General features: G+C 68.5%; 16 protein-coding genes. All 16 read left to right on the top strand.

Annotation, left to right across the window (positions count from 1 at the left end):
* The first annotated feature begins 588 nt into the window (after positions 1–588).
* Entirely contained in the window at positions 589–2,034 is a 1,446-nt protein-coding gene (locus AB0C75_RS26705) for a hypothetical protein (RefSeq protein ID WP_362894252.1), read from the top strand.
* 71 nt (positions 2,035–2,105) lie between these two features.
* Positions 2,106–3,488 carry a replicative DNA helicase gene (gene dnaB, locus AB0C75_RS26700; protein ID WP_362894251.1) on the top strand — a complete coding sequence of 461 codons (1,383 nt, stop codon included), beginning with the start codon at positions 2,106–2,108 and terminating at the stop codon, positions 3,486–3,488.
* A 142-nt stretch (positions 3,489–3,630) separates the two neighbouring features.
* Positions 3,631–3,900 carry a hypothetical protein gene (locus AB0C75_RS26695; RefSeq protein WP_362894250.1) on the top strand — a complete coding sequence of 90 codons (270 nt, stop codon included), beginning with the start codon at positions 3,631–3,633 and terminating at the stop codon, positions 3,898–3,900.
* Positions 3,897–6,083, top strand: coding sequence for a Mucin-19 (locus AB0C75_RS26690; RefSeq protein WP_362894249.1), 2,187 nt, complete (start codon positions 3,897–3,899; stop codon positions 6,081–6,083). The genes AB0C75_RS26695 and AB0C75_RS26690 overlap by 4 nt, the downstream gene beginning before the upstream one ends.
* Positions 6,080–6,334: a hypothetical protein gene (locus tag AB0C75_RS26685; RefSeq protein WP_362894248.1), complete on the top strand. Its 255-nt coding sequence runs from the start codon at positions 6,080–6,082 to the stop codon at positions 6,332–6,334. Before AB0C75_RS26690 ends, AB0C75_RS26685 begins: the two co-directional genes overlap by 4 nt.
* A complete protein-coding gene (locus AB0C75_RS26680; RefSeq protein WP_362894247.1) occupies positions 6,331–7,143 on the top strand; it encodes a hypothetical protein in 813 nt (270 codons plus the stop codon). Before AB0C75_RS26685 ends, AB0C75_RS26680 begins: the two co-directional genes overlap by 4 nt.
* 218 nt (positions 7,144–7,361) lie before the next feature.
* Positions 7,362–9,827 (top strand): Helicase associated domain protein, encoded by a 2,466-nt coding sequence (locus AB0C75_RS26675; RefSeq protein ID WP_362894246.1) that lies wholly within the window; start codon positions 7,362–7,364, stop codon positions 9,825–9,827.
* An 84-nt stretch (positions 9,828–9,911) separates the two neighbouring features.
* Positions 9,912–10,655 carry a GNAT family N-acetyltransferase gene (locus tag AB0C75_RS26670; protein ID WP_362894245.1) on the top strand — a complete coding sequence of 248 codons (744 nt, stop codon included), beginning with the start codon at positions 9,912–9,914 and terminating at the stop codon, positions 10,653–10,655.
* A 343-nt stretch (positions 10,656–10,998) separates the two neighbouring features.
* Positions 10,999–12,285, top strand: coding sequence for a ParA family protein (locus tag AB0C75_RS26665; RefSeq protein ID WP_362894244.1), 1,287 nt, complete (start codon positions 10,999–11,001; stop codon positions 12,283–12,285).
* Positions 12,282–13,310, top strand: coding sequence for a ParB N-terminal domain-containing protein (locus AB0C75_RS26660; protein ID WP_362894243.1), 1,029 nt, complete (start codon positions 12,282–12,284; stop codon positions 13,308–13,310). The genes AB0C75_RS26665 and AB0C75_RS26660 overlap by 4 nt, the downstream gene beginning before the upstream one ends.
* 283 nt (positions 13,311–13,593) lie before the next feature.
* The gene (locus AB0C75_RS26655) at positions 13,594–15,264 is read left to right on the top strand and encodes a DUF2637 domain-containing protein (protein WP_362894242.1); all 1,671 of its coding nucleotides are present in this window, start codon (positions 13,594–13,596) and stop codon (positions 15,262–15,264) included.
* A gap of 483 nt (positions 15,265–15,747) precedes the next feature.
* Positions 15,748–16,641, top strand: coding sequence for a hypothetical protein (locus AB0C75_RS26650; protein ID WP_362894241.1), 894 nt, complete (start codon positions 15,748–15,750; stop codon positions 16,639–16,641).
* Positions 16,642–16,702: 61 nt separating this feature from the next.
* Positions 16,703–16,969 (top strand): hypothetical protein, encoded by a 267-nt coding sequence (locus AB0C75_RS26645; RefSeq protein WP_362894240.1) that lies wholly within the window; start codon positions 16,703–16,705, stop codon positions 16,967–16,969.
* A complete protein-coding gene (locus AB0C75_RS26640; protein ID WP_362894239.1) occupies positions 16,966–18,072 on the top strand; it encodes a conjugal transfer protein in 1,107 nt (368 codons plus the stop codon). The genes AB0C75_RS26645 and AB0C75_RS26640 overlap by 4 nt, the downstream gene beginning before the upstream one ends.
* On the top strand, positions 18,069–18,365 hold the full coding sequence (locus tag AB0C75_RS26635; protein WP_362894238.1) for a hypothetical protein: 297 nt from the start codon (positions 18,069–18,071) through the stop codon (positions 18,363–18,365). Before AB0C75_RS26640 ends, AB0C75_RS26635 begins: the two co-directional genes overlap by 4 nt.
* Entirely contained in the window at positions 18,365–18,985 is a 621-nt protein-coding gene (locus tag AB0C75_RS26630) for a hypothetical protein (protein WP_362894237.1), read from the top strand. Before AB0C75_RS26635 ends, AB0C75_RS26630 begins: the two co-directional genes overlap by 1 nt.
* Position 18,986: the final 1 nt, after the last annotated feature.

Raw genomic sequence — 18,986 nt, 5'->3', positions numbered from 1 at the left:
TGAGAGTGACCTCGCCTGCCGGGGTGATGCCCGTGGACCTTTCGGTCCGCGTGGTCACCTTTACCCAGAATAAGCGGACCGCCGCGCGGAACGCCACTATCCGGGTCATCTGCCAGGTCCCGTCTCCTGGTCACGGCTCCCCGCCAAAAGGGGAGAACCGCCACAAATGAATCTCCATCTTCGCCGCTCATGCGCACCTGCGGCCTCACGGATCAGCGCGACCTCCCGGCCCGCCCGCCGTACGCACTTCGGCTTGCCCGTGTCGGGCTTGTCGTCGTCTCAGCCTCACGGGCAAGCCTGCTCTCTCCTCCTAGCGTGTCTCGGGCAAGCCATCGGGCAAGCCCCTCTGAGCAGGGTCTATGGCACAGCGTCCACCAGGAGGTGTGCCGTGTACTGCGTACCGATGCAGACGTCCCTGCCCAAGATCAACCGTTGCCGCACGCGGCAAGCCGCCTTCAGCCACGCCCGCAACCCGGTGAGGGGGCAGGCGTGACCGTGCCGAGTCTTCCCACGAATGCCCGTGCGCTCGACGAGGACGGCCTTCTCGTCCGCGGCGCCGGCCCTCGCTCTGTGACCCTCTACCGCGAGATGGCGTTCGACGGCCAGCTGGTGCACAGCTTGGACTACGTGGTCCTGACCCACGTTCTCTTCGCTATCGCAGCGAACGAGAAGATCACCGTCCCGGGCATCTGGAAGCGCCTCCAGGAACTCGGCATCCGGTCGGTGAAGGACCACAAGGAGCTGGTCGGCAAGAACTCCGTCTACGAGTCCTTCAACCGCATCATCGCGGCTGGATTCGTCCGTCGCAGCCGGCTCCCCCACCCTGAGGGCGGCGGCCGTAAGGGCCCCGTCGTGTATCAGGTGTTCGAGTTCGTCACCGACAACCCCGACCACGGCAGCAGCCCTGTCGCACCACTTCCCGGAACCCGGGAAGTGGTGGACACGCATCACGTTTCCGCAGGTCAGACCACTTCCCGGAACCCGGGATCTGGTGTTCCGGGATCTGGTGTCCCGGGAAGTGGCTCCGGGGCCATTCCCGCAGGTCAGCCCACTTCCCTGGTTCCGGGGAGTGGCGATGTCGTCCCCCCCACTCCCCCCTATAGGGAGGAGGAGGATTCCTCCTCCCGTAAGTCCTCCTCCACAACCGCCGTAACGTCTGCCGCTCAGGCAACAGACGCGGCAGCTGTCACAGCAGCTGCAGAGTTCCTCGCGGAGCTTCCTGGTCGGTGGGCATGCGGCAGGAAGACATCCGCCGAGCTCGCGCCGCTGCTCGCTGAGGCCGTTCAGGTACAGGGCTGGGAGCTGGGTGCAGACCTGGTCCAGCAGCTGACCCGGCGCTTCCAAGCGCGGCGGAGCATCGTTGCGGTCCTGCGTGAACGGATCGAAGACCTGCCCCGTTACCTCGCGGTCCGCAAGGTGCTGGAGCGGGAGCGGTCCGCCGGTGATCGCGTTCCCGGTCAGCAGCTTGTGCTGGAGGAGGGCAAGCTAGGAGGCGCCGCCGCGTCGGCTCTGCCGGAGGGTGTGACTCCGGAGCGTGTCGAGGAGGCCCGGGCGTTCCTGCTGACGTTGAGCGGCCCGTGGGCGCTGGGTCCGGAGAGCGCGGCCCGACTGGCGCCGCTGCTGGCCTCGAAGACGGCCGAGCGGGGCTGGGAGTTCGACAGCAGGCTGTTGGCTCAGTTGATGTCGAATCCCAACGGCGTCAACAACTACGAGCTGATTCTGGAGACGCACCGGATCGGCAGGCTGCCGGTGCGCAGCAGCACCGTGGGTGAGCAGCGCCGCGGGCAGGACGACCGGCAGAAGGCGATTGCGGCGTGTGCAACCTGCGATGACTACGGCCAGTTCGAGGTGGGCGACGCCGCGGTGATGTGCAAGCACGACGAGGCGTCAGCCACCGCCGCGGCCAGGCCGCCTGCTCAGCGGGAGCCTGTGGGCGCGCCGTCTGCTGCCACCGGCGATGCCCCTGCCCAGGAGGAACTGTCCGGCCGCAGTCTTGCGGACATGCTCGCCTCGATGCGTCAGCCCGCCGTCTGACCTCACGCAAAAGCGGCGCCCGGAAAACCTTGGCCGGCCCAGGCGCCGCCTGACCTCACTGGAGATCACTCATGACTGTAGTGCCGCACCCGTACGCCGCCACCGACGACGGACCCCCGGACGCCCACGAGTCCGGCTTCGAGCGTCTTCCCCCTCAGGCCGTTGAAGCCGAGCAGTCGGTCTTGGCCAGCATGATGTCGTCGGACCAGGCCGCGATCGACTGCCAGAACGTCCTGGAACCCGAGGACTACTACCGGCCCAACCACGGACTCATCCACCGCACGATCCTGGACCTGCGGGCCAAGGGCGAACCCTGCGACCCGATCACGCTCGCCGCGGAACTCAACAAGCGCGGCGACCTCTCCCGGATCGGTGGGGCCACATACCTGCACACCCTGATCCAGTCCATGGACACCCCGGCGAACGGCTCGTACCACGCCGAGATCGTCAAGGAGAAGGCCGTCCTGCGGCGCCTGGCCGAGGCGGGCATCCGCATCACCCAGTCCGGATACGCCGGGCAGGGCGAGGTCGACGACCTGGTTGCCTCCGCAGCCGCCGAGATCGCCGCCGTCGTCGAAGGTACGGGGAAGGACGACGATTTCATCCTGCCGAGGGCGACGATGGAGGGCACCCTGGACCGGATCGACGACGCGAAGAACCGGGAGGGCCTCACCGGATTGGCCACCGGGTTCGCCGACCTCGACTCGCTCACCAGCGGACTCCAGCCCGGTCAGATGATCGTCGTCGCCGGACGCCCAGGCATGGGCAAGACCACATTCGCGATGGACATGGCCCGCGCCTGCGCCATCAAGCAGAACGTCCCGGCGGCGTTCATCTCTCTGGAGATGGGCATCGATGAGCTCAACATGCGGCTGCTGTCCGCCGAGGCCAAGGTCGCGCTGCACCACCTGCGCTCCGGCCAGACCACCGATGACGACTGGACGCGCATGGCCCGCGTCCTGCCTCGCATCACCGAAGCCCCCCTCTACATCAACGAGTCCGCCACGACGCTCGGCGCCATCCAAGCCAAAGTGCGGCGCCTGAAGTCCCGCGTGCCCGACCTCGGCCTGGTGGTCATCGACTACCTACAGCTCGTCACCGTCGGAGGGCGTGTGGAGTCCCGAGAGCGAGAGGTCTCCGACATCAGCCGCAGCATCAAGCTGCTCGCGAAGGAGCTCCAGGTGCCCATCGTCGCCCTGGCCCAGCTCAACCGCGGCCCTGAGATGCGCGCTGACAAGCGCCCCAACAAGTCCGACCTGCGCGAGTCCGGTTCCCTGGAGCAGGACGCGGACATCGTGGCGCTGCTCTACCGAGACGACGCCTACGAGCCGCAGTCCTCCCGGGCCGGTGAGGTCGACCTCATCATCGACAAGCACCGCAACGGTCCCACCTGCACGATCACCATCGCGAACCAGCTGCACTACTCGCGGTTCGTGGACATGACCCAATCTTAAAAAGCATTTTCTTGACATGCATGTTCAAGTAACGCATCCTGTGGTGATGCTTGCACCTCTCTGTCGAGGCGGATGCAACCGTCCACCGCCGCGCGCCGTGCCGACTTCAGGGCCGGCGTCATCCGAACCCCCCGGGAGCGCCATGTCCCCCCGTCCTGACGACACGACGAGAGACCAGCTCAAGAGCGCGGTCACCGCTGCGATGGAGGAGCGCGCGAAGCGCTTCGCGGAAGCCGACCGCATCAGGGCCGGCGCCGAGGCGGCGTTCTGGAAGAAGATCGATCCCCTGCGCCAGCTGTACTTCGGTGCCCAGACCGACATCGCCGAGGTCACCGGCTACACCCGCGACCACATCCTCAAGCAGGCCAAGCGGCACACCGACGGTTCCCGCAGCACCGAGGAGTCTCAGTGACGACCACACAGGACTACCAGAAGGGCCTCGCTGAGCTGCGGGAGATCCGCGACGCCATCAAGCCCCTGCAGCGGCAGCTCGAGAAGCTCGAAAACGACCTGGGCAAGCTGCGGGCCCGGCGGGATGAGCGCGTGCGAACGCTGGCCGGCTACGAGCAGGCGAAGGCCGAGAGGCTGGCAACGTCGGCCGGCGTTTCGGTGATCGACATCGTCGCTCTGGCGCCCTCCCTGGGCCCCCAGGAGCCCTCTGGAGCGCCTGTGGCGCCGGAGGTGGAGGTCACCGGCGCCGAAGATCCACGAGAGGCACAGAAGGCCGCACAGGCGATCAAGGAGTCGGAGGGTGTTTTGCCTTCCGACCTGCGCGACGACCAGGCCGCCGACGAGGCCGGCCGACGCCAGGACTCCGCCCCCTCCCCCGCAGCAGCTTCCGCGCCCTCGCCGACCCCCACCGTGGGACCTGCCGAGCCGGAAAAGACCCTGCCGTCGATTCCCGAGGGCGCGCCCGGGGACCGCTGGATCTACGCCGAGCCGAACCTCCTGTCGACACGTCCCAAGTTCAAGCAGAGCGTGCGGCAGATGGCGTTCCTGGACGCGGCAACCGGCGTACTGGTCTGGCACGGCGGCACGCTCACCTGCGATCTGGGCCGCGCGGGCGTCGCGGACATCCTGAATGCGGTGTACTCGACGGTCCCCCAGGACGTGGAGCGCATCTACATCACGGCCGGAGACCCCTGGCACCGCAACGCTGAGAGCCACCAGTTCCTCAGGGACGCGGTGGCCGAGTGGCTGAACGGCCCGCTGCCGGAAGGCTGGCAGGTCGAGGCCTCGCGCGGCAAGGACCGGCAGGCCGGCCACCTGGTCCACCCGCGCAATCCGGTGGGCCGCTGGCAGCGAGGCAAGGAGCAGCACACCGAAATCCGCAGTGTCGGCGAATGGTTCGATCCGAAGGGCGCCGACCCAGCCACCGTGCGCGAAGCGTTCATCGCCCTGTGGAAGGCGCTGCACGAGCACTGGAAAGACGTTGTCCTGATGGGCTCGCCCTCGCAGACGGGCCGTGACCTGTGGTCCCGCACCATCCCCGCCAAGGAGGGTGCGCAGTGGGCCGACGGATACCCAGTGATGTCGCAGGAGATCCGCGGGCTCCTACACGCCACCGCAGGACAGGGCCGGACCGAGCTGATCTCACCGCCTCGCGTCCCGGAGCGCGTTCCGGGCTGGTACGAGGTGGACCGGACATTCGCCTACGCCAAGCACACCTGGATGTCGGGCGTAGGCGTGCCGCAGCGCCTGTCGGCTGCCCGCTTCGCGGCGCTCAGCGAGAAGGAGCAGTCCAACGCCCTGTTCTCGCCGTCGCATTGGCAGATCCGGGTGACGGTGCCCGAAGGGTGGGACCACGTCGGCCTGCTCCCGGTCCCCGGCGGCGGTGACAGTCCCTGGCACTACCCCGACCAGGCAGGCAGGACTTTCACTACGTGGGCCGGGGGCGCCGAGGTCAACCTCGCTCTGCGCAACCCGATCCAGCCCTGGCGTATCGAGATCCTGGACGGCCTGGTGTGGCAGAAGGGCGACCCGCTCAAGGACTGGGCCGACAAGCTGAAGGACGCCTGGAGGCGCCTGCGCGCCCAGAGCGAGCTCCACGGTGACGAGCGCCAGCGCACGGCCGCCGCCCTGGCCTCCCGCGCGGTCCGCAGCATCCTGCTGTACGGCATCGGGACGTTCGCCCAGCGCCCGCAGATCACCACCGGCTCGATCCAGCTGTCAACGGGCGGTGACGTGCCCGAAATCCCCGACGGCTCCCGCCTCACGGGCATGACCGACACCCACGTCACCTGGGAGCGCAACGCCGGCTTCAGCCGCAACCAGTACGCGCACCCGGAGTGGTCGGCCGGCGTGTGGTCGGCCGCTCGGGCCGCTCTCCTGTCCGGTCCGAGCGGGGCGAAGGACCCTGCCACCGGAAAACCGGCAAAGGCCGGTGCCCTGCACCTTCCCGCCGGCTCGATCCTCGCGTTCCGTACCGACGCCATCTACAGCTCGGTGCGGCCCGAGTGGCCCTACACCGGCGAGCCCGGCGACTACCTCCTCAAGGGGGCGATGCCCTGGGAGCAGACCACGCCCACGACCGATGCCGAGTTCTACATCCTGCAGGGCCTCGGTCGGCAGGCGCTGGAGGCGGAGGGACTGTGAGCGCCGAGGTGGTGTGGGGCGGCCGGTGGGAGCACCCGGACTGCGGGGCAGCCGGCGAAGCGGTCTGGGAGGACTCGGACACCGCGTCCTCTGGTCACGACGACTGCAACATCGGCCCGGCTGGGGCGGAGGTGATGTGGAGCGCCGAGTGGACGTGCCACGGCTGCGGCGCTGGCGGTGACGGCCAATTCGACGACGACACCGTCACCTACGCCGATCACGAATGCGATGACGAGGAGGCGGCGGCATGACACCGCGGCGAAGGCGCAGTTCGGGTGGTAGTCGCCGCCAGCAACGCAGCGAGGCGGCCCGGCTCACGGACGAGCTGCTCGACGCCGGCTTCACCAAGAACCAGGTCGGGCAGATCCTCGACCGGAACCCCTCCCTGGTCAGCCAGTTCTTCACGAAGAACAAGGGTGCTTCGATGGTGGAGGCGCTCAGGGCGGTCGTCCAGGAAGTCCAGGCCGGAGGGCCGCGGGACATCACCAGCCTCAAGGCCCTCGCGGCCGGCCTGGTCCAGCCCCGGCTGAACGCGGCCGGCTACAAGGCGCGTGTGCGCGGCAAGTCCCGCCAGCGTGCCGAGAAGACGGTCAAGGACAACCGGGGGAAGCCGGTGATCGGACCGGACGGAAAGGCAGTGAAGGCCTGGTCCTCGTCCCTGGCCAGGGCGGGCCGGCAGCACATCGCGTCGGGCGCGAGCCGCCTTCGTCCGGTCGTCGAGGACGCGGCGCGGCACGGCGGGAGGATCGCATTCACGGTCCGTGCCCGCAAAGGCGCCTTCAAGCATGACTCCGGTCGCAGGACCGACTCCCCCGGGCTTCGCCGCAACGTCATTCAGCGTCGCGACAACACCGAGGAGCGGGCGTACGCCGACAACCGCGGCGGCCCCGGCAGCGGTGAGGAGGGTTTCGACGGGGCCGCGTTCAAGGCGATGGTGGACGCCGCGGGCGGAGACGTGTCCGCCGCGGTGCAGAAGTGGCTGGTCGACAACGACCGGATCGAGGCCGGCACTCCGCTGGTCGGCTTGGAGATCCGCGCCTGGATGCCCCGAGAGAACTGAACGCCCTGCGACCCGCGCCCCGGCAGGCTCTGCTTGCCGGGGCTGTTCGCTGCCCCGGCACCCATCATTAAGCATTCTATTGCAATGCATATTGCGACTCTGCATAATGGGTGGGGTCGGTGTCTTTGAAGACCACGATCCGCAAGGTCGTGGGGGCAAGTGGACGCCGGCGCCGCCATCTGAAAGCCTCATCGAACGCGCAGAGAGTGAGACACGGGATGCTGAAACCCCTGCGGGAGCACCAGACCGAAGCGGTCGTCGCGTCGGTGCGCGAACTCGAACTGCCGGCAGGTACTCCCCCGCCGCCCGAGGGACTGCGTACGCAGGTCATCATGGCGACAGGCAGCGGGAAGACGCTGGTGGCCGTTCATGCCTCCGAGGAACTCGACGCCAACCGCGTGCTGGTCCTGGTCCCCTCCCTCGACCTCCTGGACCAGACGGCCCGCGCATGGCGGGAAGGCGGCCGGCCCGGCGCCTTCTTCGGTGTCTCCTCCCTGAAGTCCGAGGAGGTCGGCTTCCCCAACACCACCGACCCCGCCGAGCTGGTGCGGCTCACCAGTGGTTCCGGCCGCGTCACCGTCTTCGCGACCTACGCATCCCTCGGGCTCGGGCTCCTCGAAGCCGCCCACGCCGCAGGCCTCCCTGCCTGGAACTTGATCATCGTGGACGAGGCCCACCGCACAAGCGGACGGGCAGGTAAGCCCTGGGCCGTCGTCCACGACAACACGCGCATCCCCGCCGAGGGACGCCTCTACATGACCGCCACCCCCCGCATCTGGCAGGCCGGCGAAGCCGACGAGGACGACCCCGGTCACCGCGGCCAGGGCGAACTCGTGGCGTCGATGCTGGACGACCCCGACGGCACCTTCGGCAGGGTGGCCTACTCCCTCCCCCTCGCAGAGGCGATCCGCCGAGGCATCATCGCCCCGTACCAAATCCTGGTGGTCGACGTACAGGACCCAGGCCTGAACGCCGCCCTCCACACCGCCGGCGACGGGAGCGAGGAAGCACGCGGCAAGCGTCTCGGCGCCCTGCAGGCCGCCACCTTGAAGGTGGCAGCCGAGGAAGAGCTCCGCCGGATCCTCAGCTTCCACCAGCGCGTCGCCGAGGCCGAGGCCTTCTCGTTGGGCCTGTCCGGCAAGGCCGAGCAGCTCCACGCGAAGGATCCCAGCGTCTACCCGAGCGGGAACGACGTCTGGGCCACGTGGCTGCACGGCGAACACAAGCCCGCCCACCGCCGCAGTGCCCTCGGCCAGTTCGCCGCCGGAACCACGGACGCCGGCACGGACGCATCGCTGTCCCTGATCGCCTCGGTCAAAGTCCTCGGCGAAGGCGTCGACACCCGCGAATGCGACGCGGTCGTCTTCGTGGACGTCCGCGGCTCCATGTCCGACCTCGTCCAAGCAGTCGGACGCGCCCTGCGCATGCACCCCGGCCAGGGCAAGCTCGCCACCCTCGTCGTGCCCGCGATCCTCGCCCCCGGGGAGAAGCCAGACGCCATGCTGACCTCGCCCGCCTACACCGGCCTGGTCAAGCTCCTGACCGCTCTGCATGCACACGACGCCCGGATCGAGAAGCTCACCGAGTCCAAGAAGTCCGCCTCCCGCGCCCCCGAACAGCAACAGGACCAGGGCGACGGCGCCGCAGATCTGGACGACGACAACCAGGTGGCAGGGCCGGTGAGCAAGCCCGCGAAGGAGCTGCTGCGTTTCTCGGCGCCGCGCGACGCACGTCAGCTCGCGGCTTTCATGGAGCTGCGCGTCCTCAATCCCGAGCGTGTCCACTGGCGGCGCGGCATCCAGGCCGCCCAGGCCTACGTCGGCGAGCACCAGGACCTGCGCGTGCCCAACGGCTACCGCACCCCCGCGACCTGGAACCCCGCCGAGTTCGCGCTCGGCGCGTGGATCGCGGACTGCAGGCGCCTCTACAACACCGGCCGGCTGGAGAGTGACCGCGTCGCGCAGCTGGAGAAGCTGGGCATGGTGTGGTCCGCCTTCGATACCGGTTTCGAGGAAGGCCTCGCGGCGGCCGCCGCCTGGGCGGCCGACCACCAGGTCGGCCTCGCCGCGCCGGTCGACGCGGTCCAGAGCGGGTATCCGGTGGGGCGCTGGCTCAAGAACCAGCGAGCTGCCGCCCGCAAGGCCGCGGAGATTCAGCAACGTCGTGCAGCGGGCCTGCCGGAGCCGGAAGCGGGCGTGACTCCCCTCGCGGACGAGCGCCGCGCGGCGCTCGAGGAGATCGACCCCGGGTGGTGCCCGGCTTGGGGTGTCGACTGGCAGCGCCTCTTCCGGCTCTCCTGGAACCACGTCAAGAGCGGCAACCCGCTGCCGGACAAGGCCGGCCTGACCGCCACCGACGGCGAGGACCTCGGCAAGTGGGCCTCCGCCCAACGTGCCGGCTTCACGAAGCTGACCGCGACCCAGCAGTGGATGCTCACCAGCATGCTGGACATCAGTGCCGCACCGGCGAAGCGGTCCCGTGCCGAGATGTGGTCCCAGAACCTGGCCGCCGCACGGCAGTACCACAAGCGGGAAGGGCACCTGGAAGTCCCCCGCAGCCACACCGAACAGATCAGCGACCAGGTCGTGCGTCTCGGGGCCTGGATCAGCCAGCAGCGTGTGAAGGCCACGAAGCTGGCACCTGAACGAGCAGACGAGCTCTCAGCCCTAGGAATGCGATGGTAATGAGGAGCTAGCCTGTCGCCCTCGTCAGCAGAGTCAGCCGCTGCTCGTGGCGTGCTGGCGAAACGGGGTGGGTAGCCCCTTGGGATGGCGAAGAAGGCAAAGCTGCAGAGACGAAAACGTCCTTCCTCCTCCCCCAGCGTCCGGCTCACCCGGCAGCTTTTGGTGGACGGCATATCCGGGCCCGACGGGACAAAGATCCGGCTCGCACGCCCGGAGGATAGTCTCCGTTTTGGCGAGTTGCTGCACTTGGCCACTGAACAGATCGAGGTCGAGCACGTCGACGGGGTGGCGGCGGGCCAGTGCGGCAAGTGGGTGGTCGACGGACTGCTGACGGGCGGGGCGTTAACGGAGCCTCTGGTGCGCGCAGCTACTAGCGGTCGCCTCCAAGAGGCTGCTCTGGCCCTCTCCCTCCCACTGGTCGCTGAAGACCGGGACGGCACGCTGGTGGGTGCGCTCTTGGCGCTACCGCCTGGCGGCGTGGTGCAAACCGTTCAGGAGGCGGGCTACGAACAGCACTCCCTCCTGGCGATGCTGAAGTACGTCAAGATCAAAGGCCTTGCTGTGACAGAAGCGGCGCGGGGCCGCGGTGTGGGGGGCGCGCTTCTGAAACGCTGCACTCAGGTGTACTGGCAACTCGACTTCATGCTGCTCTTCGGTGAGTTCGAGATCGAACGCGCCCTGGGCCCCTACTACTCGCGCCACGGGTTCATTGTGCTGGAACCAGGCGAGATCACCGACGTGGGTTTCGTGCTGACAGGGCGTCCGATTGGGCTGGGAGCCGCCCCGGGGGAGCAGCTCTTCTTCCGCTGGAAGGGGAAGACCTCCTAGCCCAATGGCGGTGGAGCCCGTTCGAGGCTGACGAACCTATATCTGGCTGCCAACGGATTGAAGGCTCCGGGGAACCCTTCGAGGGATGCTCGGGTGTTCCTCAGAAAACGATAAGTGGTTGAGGGCACACTGCCGTCGGTCAAGGTTCAGCGAGACGGGACAGCCGCCCTTGAACCAATACTGCCCAAGTCCGCGGAAAACCGGCACACAGAAAGGGGGGTCACACGGCCGACCTCTCGACGGTCGGAGTAAGGGTGTGACTGGAGTCGCCGCAGGCCGCCAGGAGGGCGTACAGCGGCGTGCCAACTTCCCCGAACCGCACCGAGGTAAGTAAGCTCTCCCCATGTTGCACTCAGGCGATCAAGCAGACAGGCAGAAGGTTACCTTCAAGCTACCGGCTTCCCTGAAAGCCGAACTCAAGATCCGCGCGGCAGAGCTCCACGTAGACATCCAAGATGCAGTGGCCGACGCGATGAGCGAGTGGAAGGCCGCGCCCCAAGGGACGGTTCCTCAGGTCGACACGGCGGGAGCGCCGCCATTCGCGACGTGGCTCACAGAATCGAGCATCTCGCAGTTCAAGGCGGAGTGCAGCGAAAGAGGGATCCCGTACGTTCAGGGGCTTGCGCAGGCCGTGACCCTCTGGCTGACCGCGCACCTCTCCCCCCGCCACCGGCCGCTCGAGCGCACCACGCGCCGTCTCATCGTCTGCAACCAGAAGGGGGGCGTCGGCAAAACCGCGGTCACCTCTGGCCTTGGAGGCGCCTTCGCTGAGGATGCCGAACTCGCACGTATCGCCGGCGGGGCATTTGCTGGCGATGCCGAACTTGCTCGGCTGGCCGCGCTCCTGACGGAGCAAGCGTCCGAGACGGAAGCGTCCGCCCCTATCGAGGCGGATGACGCGTACGACGCCCCCCAACTGCGGGTGCTACTCGTGGACTACGACCCGCAGGGCCACCTGACCAAGCAGCTTGGTGTCAAACAGCTCCCCGCGAATGGCCCCAGCCTTGCGAAGTTCATGTCTCGGCAGGTCACCGGCGACATCCATGACCTCATCATCCCCGTGGACGACGACCGCTTCGGCGGTCGCCTGGATCTCTTGCCTTCCTGTCAGGACGCCTTCCTGCTGGACGTCATGATCTCGGCGGCCCGAAATCGGCAGGCCACCCTCGAGCACGCCCTCGAACCCCTCGAAGCTCACTACGACGTGATCATCGTCGACTGCCCTCCAAGCCTGGGCATGGCGATGGACGCCGCCATCTACTACGGCCGAGAGCGGGACGGCGAGCTGGAAGGGCAGTCCGGAATCGTCATCGTCGTACAGGCAGAGGACTCGTCAGCCGATGCCTACACCATGCTCGTCGAGCAGATTGATGACGGCATGACCGACTGGCGGATCACGACCACTTACCTCGGCCTCGTCGTCAACCTCTACGACGCCCGCGACGGACACGTCGTCACCAGCTCACTCAACGAGTGGTACGCCCTTGAGGAGCCCCGTGTCATAGGGGTCATCCCCCGGCGCAAGGAACAGCGTGAAGCCGCACGGGCACGTCGGCCGCTCCTCGCCTATGACCCGTCCTGCGCCCAGTCACGCGTCATGCGCCAGATCGTCAAGGAGATCTCCTCATGAGCCCCGACCGTCGAAAGTCCGCCGCCGAACGCACTGGCCCCAGCGCTGCCTTCGGCTCTGCCCGAGCTCAGCGCAGCGCCCGCGGACAGATCATCGACTCTGTTGTAGGCGCTCCCCCGGCCTGCGTCCCGCCTGACCTCGTTGCCGAGAACCCGGAGAACCCGCGCCGGGATTTCGACGAGGAGTACCTGGACACTCTCGCTCGGAATATGCGAGAAGTCGGGCAGATCCAGACGGCTACCGTCATGACCCGACTGGCGTTCCTCGTTGCGCACCCTGAGCACCAGGACGCCGTTCCCGCTGACCGCGAGTACGTTGTCATTGACGGTCACTGCCGACTCAGGGCAGCGCGCAAGGCTGACATCGACCTGCGAATCACCGTCGACGACTCGTCGGTCGGCACCCGGGAAGACCTCCTCGCCGCAGCCCTCAGCGCGAACCACTTCCGCAAAGACCTGACGCCGATTGAAGAAGCCGAGGCCATCGAAGCCTTGGTGACCTTCCACGGCAGCGCAGCCGCAGTCGTAACGGTCCTGGGCGGAGCGGTCAACGACTCTTGGATCTCCACCCGGCGGGCGCTCCTCAAGTTGCCGGAGCCGATCCAGCATCGCGTCGCAGCCAAAGAGGTGCCGATCGCGATTGCACGCAAAGCGGGCTCCCTCCCTCGTGAAGAGCAGACCGCCTTCGTCGAAGCCAAGATGGCGGAGCGCGAAGCAGAACAGGCCCGGAAGCCGAAGCCAGTGAGGGGCCGGGCGGCCGCTGCCATCAAGAAGGATCAGCCTCAGCACTCCTCCGCTGCAGGTGCTCCCACAACAACGTTGCCTCAGCCCGAGCAGAGTCCGAGCGTTGATGTGCCGACGGTGCAGCAGAGCGTTCCCGAACCTCGTATCGAGTCGCCGGCCCCGGACAGGCTTGATGCCTCGGTCGATTGGACGAACCCTGATGCGGTCGTTGCAGCCATCTTGGAGCGCTGCCCAGCTGAGGCCGTGCAGAAGATCGCCCAACGCCTGCTCGACGCCCTCTGACGCCGTCGTAGTTTTACCGCGTAAAAGTCTGGCCGCCCCTGCTACCAGAGGCAGACGCTTCAGCCCCAACTTTTACGCGGTAAAACTCGTCCTGCTCAAGGCACGCCCAGGAGGCAACCCCAGCGGTCTGGCACGACGCCTCTGCGGCCAAGCCGCCCGCCCGATCCGCCATCCCTGTGATCACTATTCGCTGACGATCCGAGACGTACTTCGTCGAACGAGTAGCACGCGGGACCCATCGTGAGAGTGTGAACAAAATGATGCAGATGCAGGAGGGACGGGCATGACCAAGGGCAATTCACCAGTCCTGCTCACCCGAACGCACCGGGCCCTGATCGGGGTCGTCGTCGCCGGGGCCGTGCTCATCGCCGCGATCGGTTTCGCGGGCTCGTACACCGCCGTGCGCGAACTCGCGGAGGAAAAGGGCTTCGGCGAGTTCTCCGTCGTCTTCCCGATCGGCATCGACGCGGGCATCTGCGTCCTGCTCGCGCTGGACCTGCTGCTGACGTGGATGCGCATACCCTTCCCGCTGCTGCGTCAGACCGCCTGGCTGCTGACCGCGGCGACGATCGCCTTCAACGGCGCCGCCGCCTGGCCCGACCCGCTGGGCACCGGCATGCACGCGGTGATCCCCATCCTGTTCGTCGTCGCCGTCGAGGCCGCACGGCACGCGGTCGGCCGGATCGCGGACATCACGGCCGACAAGCACATGGAGGGCGTCCGCCTCACCCGCTGGCTGCTCTCCCCGATGCCCACCTTCAAGCTGTGGCGCCGGATGAAGCTGTGGGAGCTGCGCAGTTACGAGCAGGTCATCAAGCTCGAACAGGACCGGCTGATCTACCAGGCCCGCCTCCAGGCCCGATTCGGCCGCAACTGGCGCCGCAAGGCCCCCGTCGAGTCGATGATGCCGCTGCGTCTGGCGAAGTACGGCGTCCCGCTCGCCGAGACCGCCCCGGCCGGCCTCACCGCCGCGGGCATCGAGCCGGCCCTGCTGCCGCCCGCCCCGGCAGCCGTGGAGACCGAGCGGGAACTGGTGCCGGCCCACGCGCATGCACGGGCGCTGGACGCGGGGGAGAGCATCGATCCTGTGGGTGGGCATCACGATGCCCTGCCTGAGGGAGCCAGTGCCAACTCCTTCGAGGCTGCTGAGCCGGAGATGCCGATGCTCCCGGACGTGGACTACGTGGAGGCGGTGCAGGGCTACATCACCCAGTACGGCACGTTCCCGAACGCCCGACAGTTCGGCCTCTTCCTTGCCGAGTACGCGATCACCGACCCAGCAACCGGCGGCCCGCTGCCCGAAGCCCTCCTCCGTCCGGTACTGCAAGAGGTCAAGCTCGCCTACCCATCGCTGGACGACCAGGAGCCCGCAGGAGCGCTGGACGTCACGGAGCACGTGAACGAGCCCCTCGACGACGACTCCACGACCCCGTTGCCGAACGTGCCGGCGCCGGAGTTGGCCCAGGCGTTCATCGAGGAGTCGGCCGGGCCTCAGCACTTCGAGGCGCCGAGTACGCCCCTGGATGCCGCGCCGCGCATCGGGGCACCGGTGCCGGCTCCGACGGCCGAGGTGACCGATGAACACCGGGTCGGCAACGAAGCGCCTCAGCAGACGTCCCTGGATGTGCCTTCAGCCCGCACTCCGCAGCCCGCTCCCGGTGAACCGGGCACCTGGGAATCGACCGCTACCGAGAGCGGCGCAGCGACGGCACGGCTCCCCGAGCCGCAGGTCGACGAGGTCGATCTGGATCCGGTGCAGCAACAGATTGTGACCGTTGCGGGGTGGCTGGCTGATGCCGAGGAAGCCGGCGAGAAGTTGTCCGGGGCAGAAGTCGCCCGCCGCCTCAGTCTCTCTCCGAAGACCGGTCAGCGGCGTGTGACGGCGGCCGCCGAGTACCTTCAGGAACAGCGTCGGCAGCAGGGCCGGGGGCATCTTCGGTCGGTCACTTCCTGACCGACGGCAGGTTCTGTGAGTGGCCGGTGACCGGAGATGGTCGCCGGCCACTGGCCTCTCCGGGCCGTCTGGGGTGACCGGTCGCCGGGTGACCGATGGGCCGTGACCGATGGCTGTGACCGAAGGCCGACCAAGCGGTGACCGATCCCCTCTGTCGTGACCGATGGCCCATCCAGGAGTCATTGGTCACCGGTCATGACCGAAGACGCCGTATCGGTCACCCGCCTCACACCCCCACCCCCGCGGGCGCCAGGTGCTTTCAGGTCGACGGCTTGCCCACCCCGGCAGAGGGCTTGTCCGGGAGTTGCATCGGCCGGTCACCCTGGCTTACCCAGCCCCCGGGCAGGCTTGCCCAATCGGTCAGGAAGGGCTTGCCCAGTGCACGGGCAAGCCATCCACCTGGTCTTTCAGGAAACTGGGCAAGCCTTCGGGCAAGCCGGGCTGAGGAGAGTTCACGGCACGAGATCCGGAAGGAGACGTGCCGTGCCCGACGTACTGCACCCCGCCCACACCGCAGGCGGGATCTTCAGCAACCTGGACGCCGAGTGGGTGGAACTGTGCGCCGACCCTGCCGTCCACGCCACGGTGACCGATTGGCTGGTGGCCGATCAGCTTACTGACGCTGTCGTATCCGTGACTGATGGGGTGCCCGAACGCGCATCGTGCCACCCCGGCCCGGCCGAGCTACTGGCTGCCTTGCGGACACGCGACCGGCGCATGGCCGACACCGTGACCGATGCCGTGCTGCGCTCGCTGCTGCGCCGCGCTGCCGGCCGTGACCGATCGGCCACGCTCGCCGCACGCGTCATCGTTCAGACGATGATCCCGGCAGCGGTCCGAATGACGCGCGGCCAGGTCCGTCCCTTCGGTGGCCGGTCCTTCGAGGCTGTCGCATCGGTGACCGTGGCCGCGCTCTTCGAAGTCGCACGCTCGGGACGCATCCACACCCGGCCTGGTCGCCCTGCGGCGAACCTTGCCCTGGACACACTGCGTTACGTCTGCCGTGAGCTCGCCGCCGACCGTGAGGAGCGCGGCGAGGACCTGGCCGCCGCCGAGGCGTTCACCGACAGCGGCTGCGATCCGGCCGAGGCCGCCGAAGCCTGCGCCGTTCACTCGGCCGCTGCCGTAGCCGGCCTTCACCCCGTCCAGGCCGTCAGCGCCACCTCGCGCGGCGCCCGCCTGGAACTCCTCGAGCTGGTCCTGGAAGCGCTGGACGCCGGCACCCTCACCCACGCCGACGGCCGAGCCATCACCTGGCACTACAGCACCGAGCCGGTCACCGACACCGACGCGGCGGCACGAAACAACACCACGGCCGGCGCCTGGCAGCGCCGCCGCTCCCGCGCCGTCGCCCGACTCACCGCCTCGCTCGCTTAGGCCGCGTGAGGCGACTTCTTCTCCTGCCACCGACCGCCGCCCCGTACTCGAGGAGACCCACATGCCGCCGCCCGACAAGACGCCCCTGGACGCTGACGAGGAACGCGTCACCCGCGCCCAGCGCCTGCTGATCCACCTGGGCGCCGCGCTGGTCTCGCAGCCCTTCGACACCCACACCCACGACCGGCTGCGCCTCTTCCTCGCCGAGGACGCAGCCGCTGTTCTCGCCTCCCTGGACGCACTGCGACAGCGCCCGGAGACAGAGCTGCGCCAGCGGATCGCCGAACTGGCAGGCCACAACCTGCTGCCCGCGGGAGGCTCGGCATGAAGTCCCTATGGGCCCGCCGCCCCGCCAAGGAGGCGACCGCACCCGGCCCTGAGCCGGAGGACTGGCAGATCGACGAAGCCGCCGGGGACGTTGGCGGCTGGTCGACCGGCGCCCAGGCCAACACCGCCACGATGATGCGCTGGGCCGTGTGGGGGCTCATCATCCTGGGCCCGCTGCTCGGCTTCGTCGCGTACCTGTCCGTACCGGCGCAAGGCGGCCCGGCTCAGCGGAAGGCCACCCCCGCCGCTCCGGCTACCACCGGAGCTCACGGCGCGGCCGGTTACGCCCAGCTGTTCGTCGCAGAGTTCCTTTCCGCGGGGGAGAGCGACCAGGAGCAGCTCGCCGCCTACTACCCCGGCGCCACCAGCCTGCGCCTGGAGGGAGATTCCAGTCGGCAGCATGGTGAGCAGCTCGCCGTGGTCCGACTGAGGCAAACCGATCCCGGTGTCTGGTCAGTGACCGTGGCCGCCCGCATCTTGACGAAGCGGGCCGACGGCACCCGCGACGCTGGTGCCTCCGCCGTGCGGTACTTCCAGGTGCCGGTCGCCACCGCCCCCCTGGCCGGCGGAGCGAGCGGCTACACGGCGCTCGCCATGCCGTCCGAGGTCGCCGCGCCCGGGCGGATCCCCGCCCCGGAGCTCGTCTACGGGCCGATGCGGCCGGCCCTTCCCACGGACCCCCGTACACAGGCCGTCACCGAGTTCCTGGTCGCATACCTCACCGGTACAGGTGAGCTGGACCGGTATCTCGCCCCGGGCACCGACCTCGCCCCGGTCGCCCCCGCCCCCTACACCGGCGTCGCCGTCGACACCCTGGCCATCGAGGGAGAGAAGGGAAGCGAGCCGGTCGGCCCTGTTCCCACCGACGGCACAACGCTGCGGCTGCTGGTCGCCCTGCGCGGCACCGGCCATGACGAGGTCCGTGTCCCGCTCTCGTACGCGCTGACGCTCAAAGCCCGGGCCGGACGGTGGGAGATCGCGAGCCTGGACGGCGCACCTCACCCCGCCGCGGCGTCTGCTGGCGGCGCCATCGCTTCCCCTACGCCCGATACCGGCACCACCTCCCGAACGCCCGCTGCGCCCTCTGAAGGGGACACGCCATGAACTACGACACCGTCACGCTCGCTGCCGGATGGATCCAGACCGGGACCGGCCTCGGCAACGACATCAAGACCTTCATCTTCGACGTGGCGATCCCCGTGCTGTGCGGGGCGTTCGTCGTCATCGTCGGCGTGAAGACGAAAGCCCCCGGGCCGACGATCCTGGCCGTGATTCTCGCGGCCATCGTCTGGGGTGGCTCCGCGAATATGGACACTCTCAAGGACAAGACGACCGAGGACATCACCCAGTACGACGGCGGCAGTGGCGGCGGCACGCTCACCGGTGGTGATGAGTAGTGGCCACGCATCTGGTCGACACCGCCGAGACGGATGAAGAGATCGGCCGCTGCTACACCAAGGCCCGACGTGCCCCGCTGGTCCACGGCGTCATCCGTGACGTCAACGGCGGCCGCGGAATCCGACTCCCGGGCGGCCCGTACACGCTGACCCAGCTCGCCGCGATCGTGTCCACCTTCGTAGTCCTGATCCTGACCCGCGCGGTATGGGGAGGTCACGGGCTGCTGGACGTGGGCCTTCTGCTCGGCCTGCCGTTCGCCGCTGCGTTCGCGCTGCGGCACCTGCACATCGACGGCCGTAACCCGGCCGCCGCTCTCGTCAGCGTCATGACGATGCTCACCGGGCCGCGATGGGGGCGGCTGCACGGCCGGCCGTTGCGGCCCACCCGCCCCACCCGCGAGGACATCCGCATCACCCTCGCCGCGCCTGACGGTCCGCGCCTCTCGCCGGCCGCCCCCGAGGTGTTCAGAGATTCGGCGCCCGCCCCGGCTCCAAACGCGGCCCTTGCTGACCACCTCGGGACACCCGCCCTGGGTGCCGCTGTTGGCCCCGCGGTGGCGTCCGGCGTGCAGGCCCTGCTGGCCCGCCGTACCGCATCCACCGATGAGAAGGAGAAGTGAG

This window comes from Streptomyces sp. NPDC048565, from assembly GCF_040650935.1.
Classification (GTDB): domain Bacteria; phylum Actinomycetota; class Actinomycetes; order Streptomycetales; family Streptomycetaceae; genus Streptomyces.
This window is presented reverse-complemented; position numbering and strand designations above follow the sequence as displayed.

Coding starts and splice junctions, on each gene's coding strand:
- AB0C75_RS26655 (WP_362894242.1), top strand. CDS start 13,594: ATGACCAAGGGCAATTCACCAGTCCTGCTCACCCGAACGCACCGGGCC.
- AB0C75_RS26680 (WP_362894247.1), top strand. CDS start 6,331: ATGACACCGCGGCGAAGGCGCAGTTCGGGTGGTAGTCGCCGCCAGCAA.
- dnaB (WP_362894251.1), top strand. CDS start 2,106: ATGACTGTAGTGCCGCACCCGTACGCCGCCACCGACGACGGACCCCCG.
- AB0C75_RS26640 (WP_362894239.1), top strand. CDS start 16,966: ATGAAGTCCCTATGGGCCCGCCGCCCCGCCAAGGAGGCGACCGCACCC.
- AB0C75_RS26705 (WP_362894252.1), top strand. CDS start 589: ATGGCGTTCGACGGCCAGCTGGTGCACAGCTTGGACTACGTGGTCCTG.
- AB0C75_RS26675 (WP_362894246.1), top strand. CDS start 7,362: ATGCTGAAACCCCTGCGGGAGCACCAGACCGAAGCGGTCGTCGCGTCG.
- AB0C75_RS26665 (WP_362894244.1), top strand. CDS start 10,999: ATGTTGCACTCAGGCGATCAAGCAGACAGGCAGAAGGTTACCTTCAAG.
- AB0C75_RS26635 (WP_362894238.1), top strand. CDS start 18,069: ATGAACTACGACACCGTCACGCTCGCTGCCGGATGGATCCAGACCGGG.
- AB0C75_RS26660 (WP_362894243.1), top strand. CDS start 12,282: ATGAGCCCCGACCGTCGAAAGTCCGCCGCCGAACGCACTGGCCCCAGC.
- AB0C75_RS26645 (WP_362894240.1), top strand. CDS start 16,703: ATGCCGCCGCCCGACAAGACGCCCCTGGACGCTGACGAGGAACGCGTC.
- AB0C75_RS26670 (WP_362894245.1), top strand. CDS start 9,912: ATGGCGAAGAAGGCAAAGCTGCAGAGACGAAAACGTCCTTCCTCCTCC.
- AB0C75_RS26695 (WP_362894250.1), top strand. CDS start 3,631: ATGTCCCCCCGTCCTGACGACACGACGAGAGACCAGCTCAAGAGCGCG.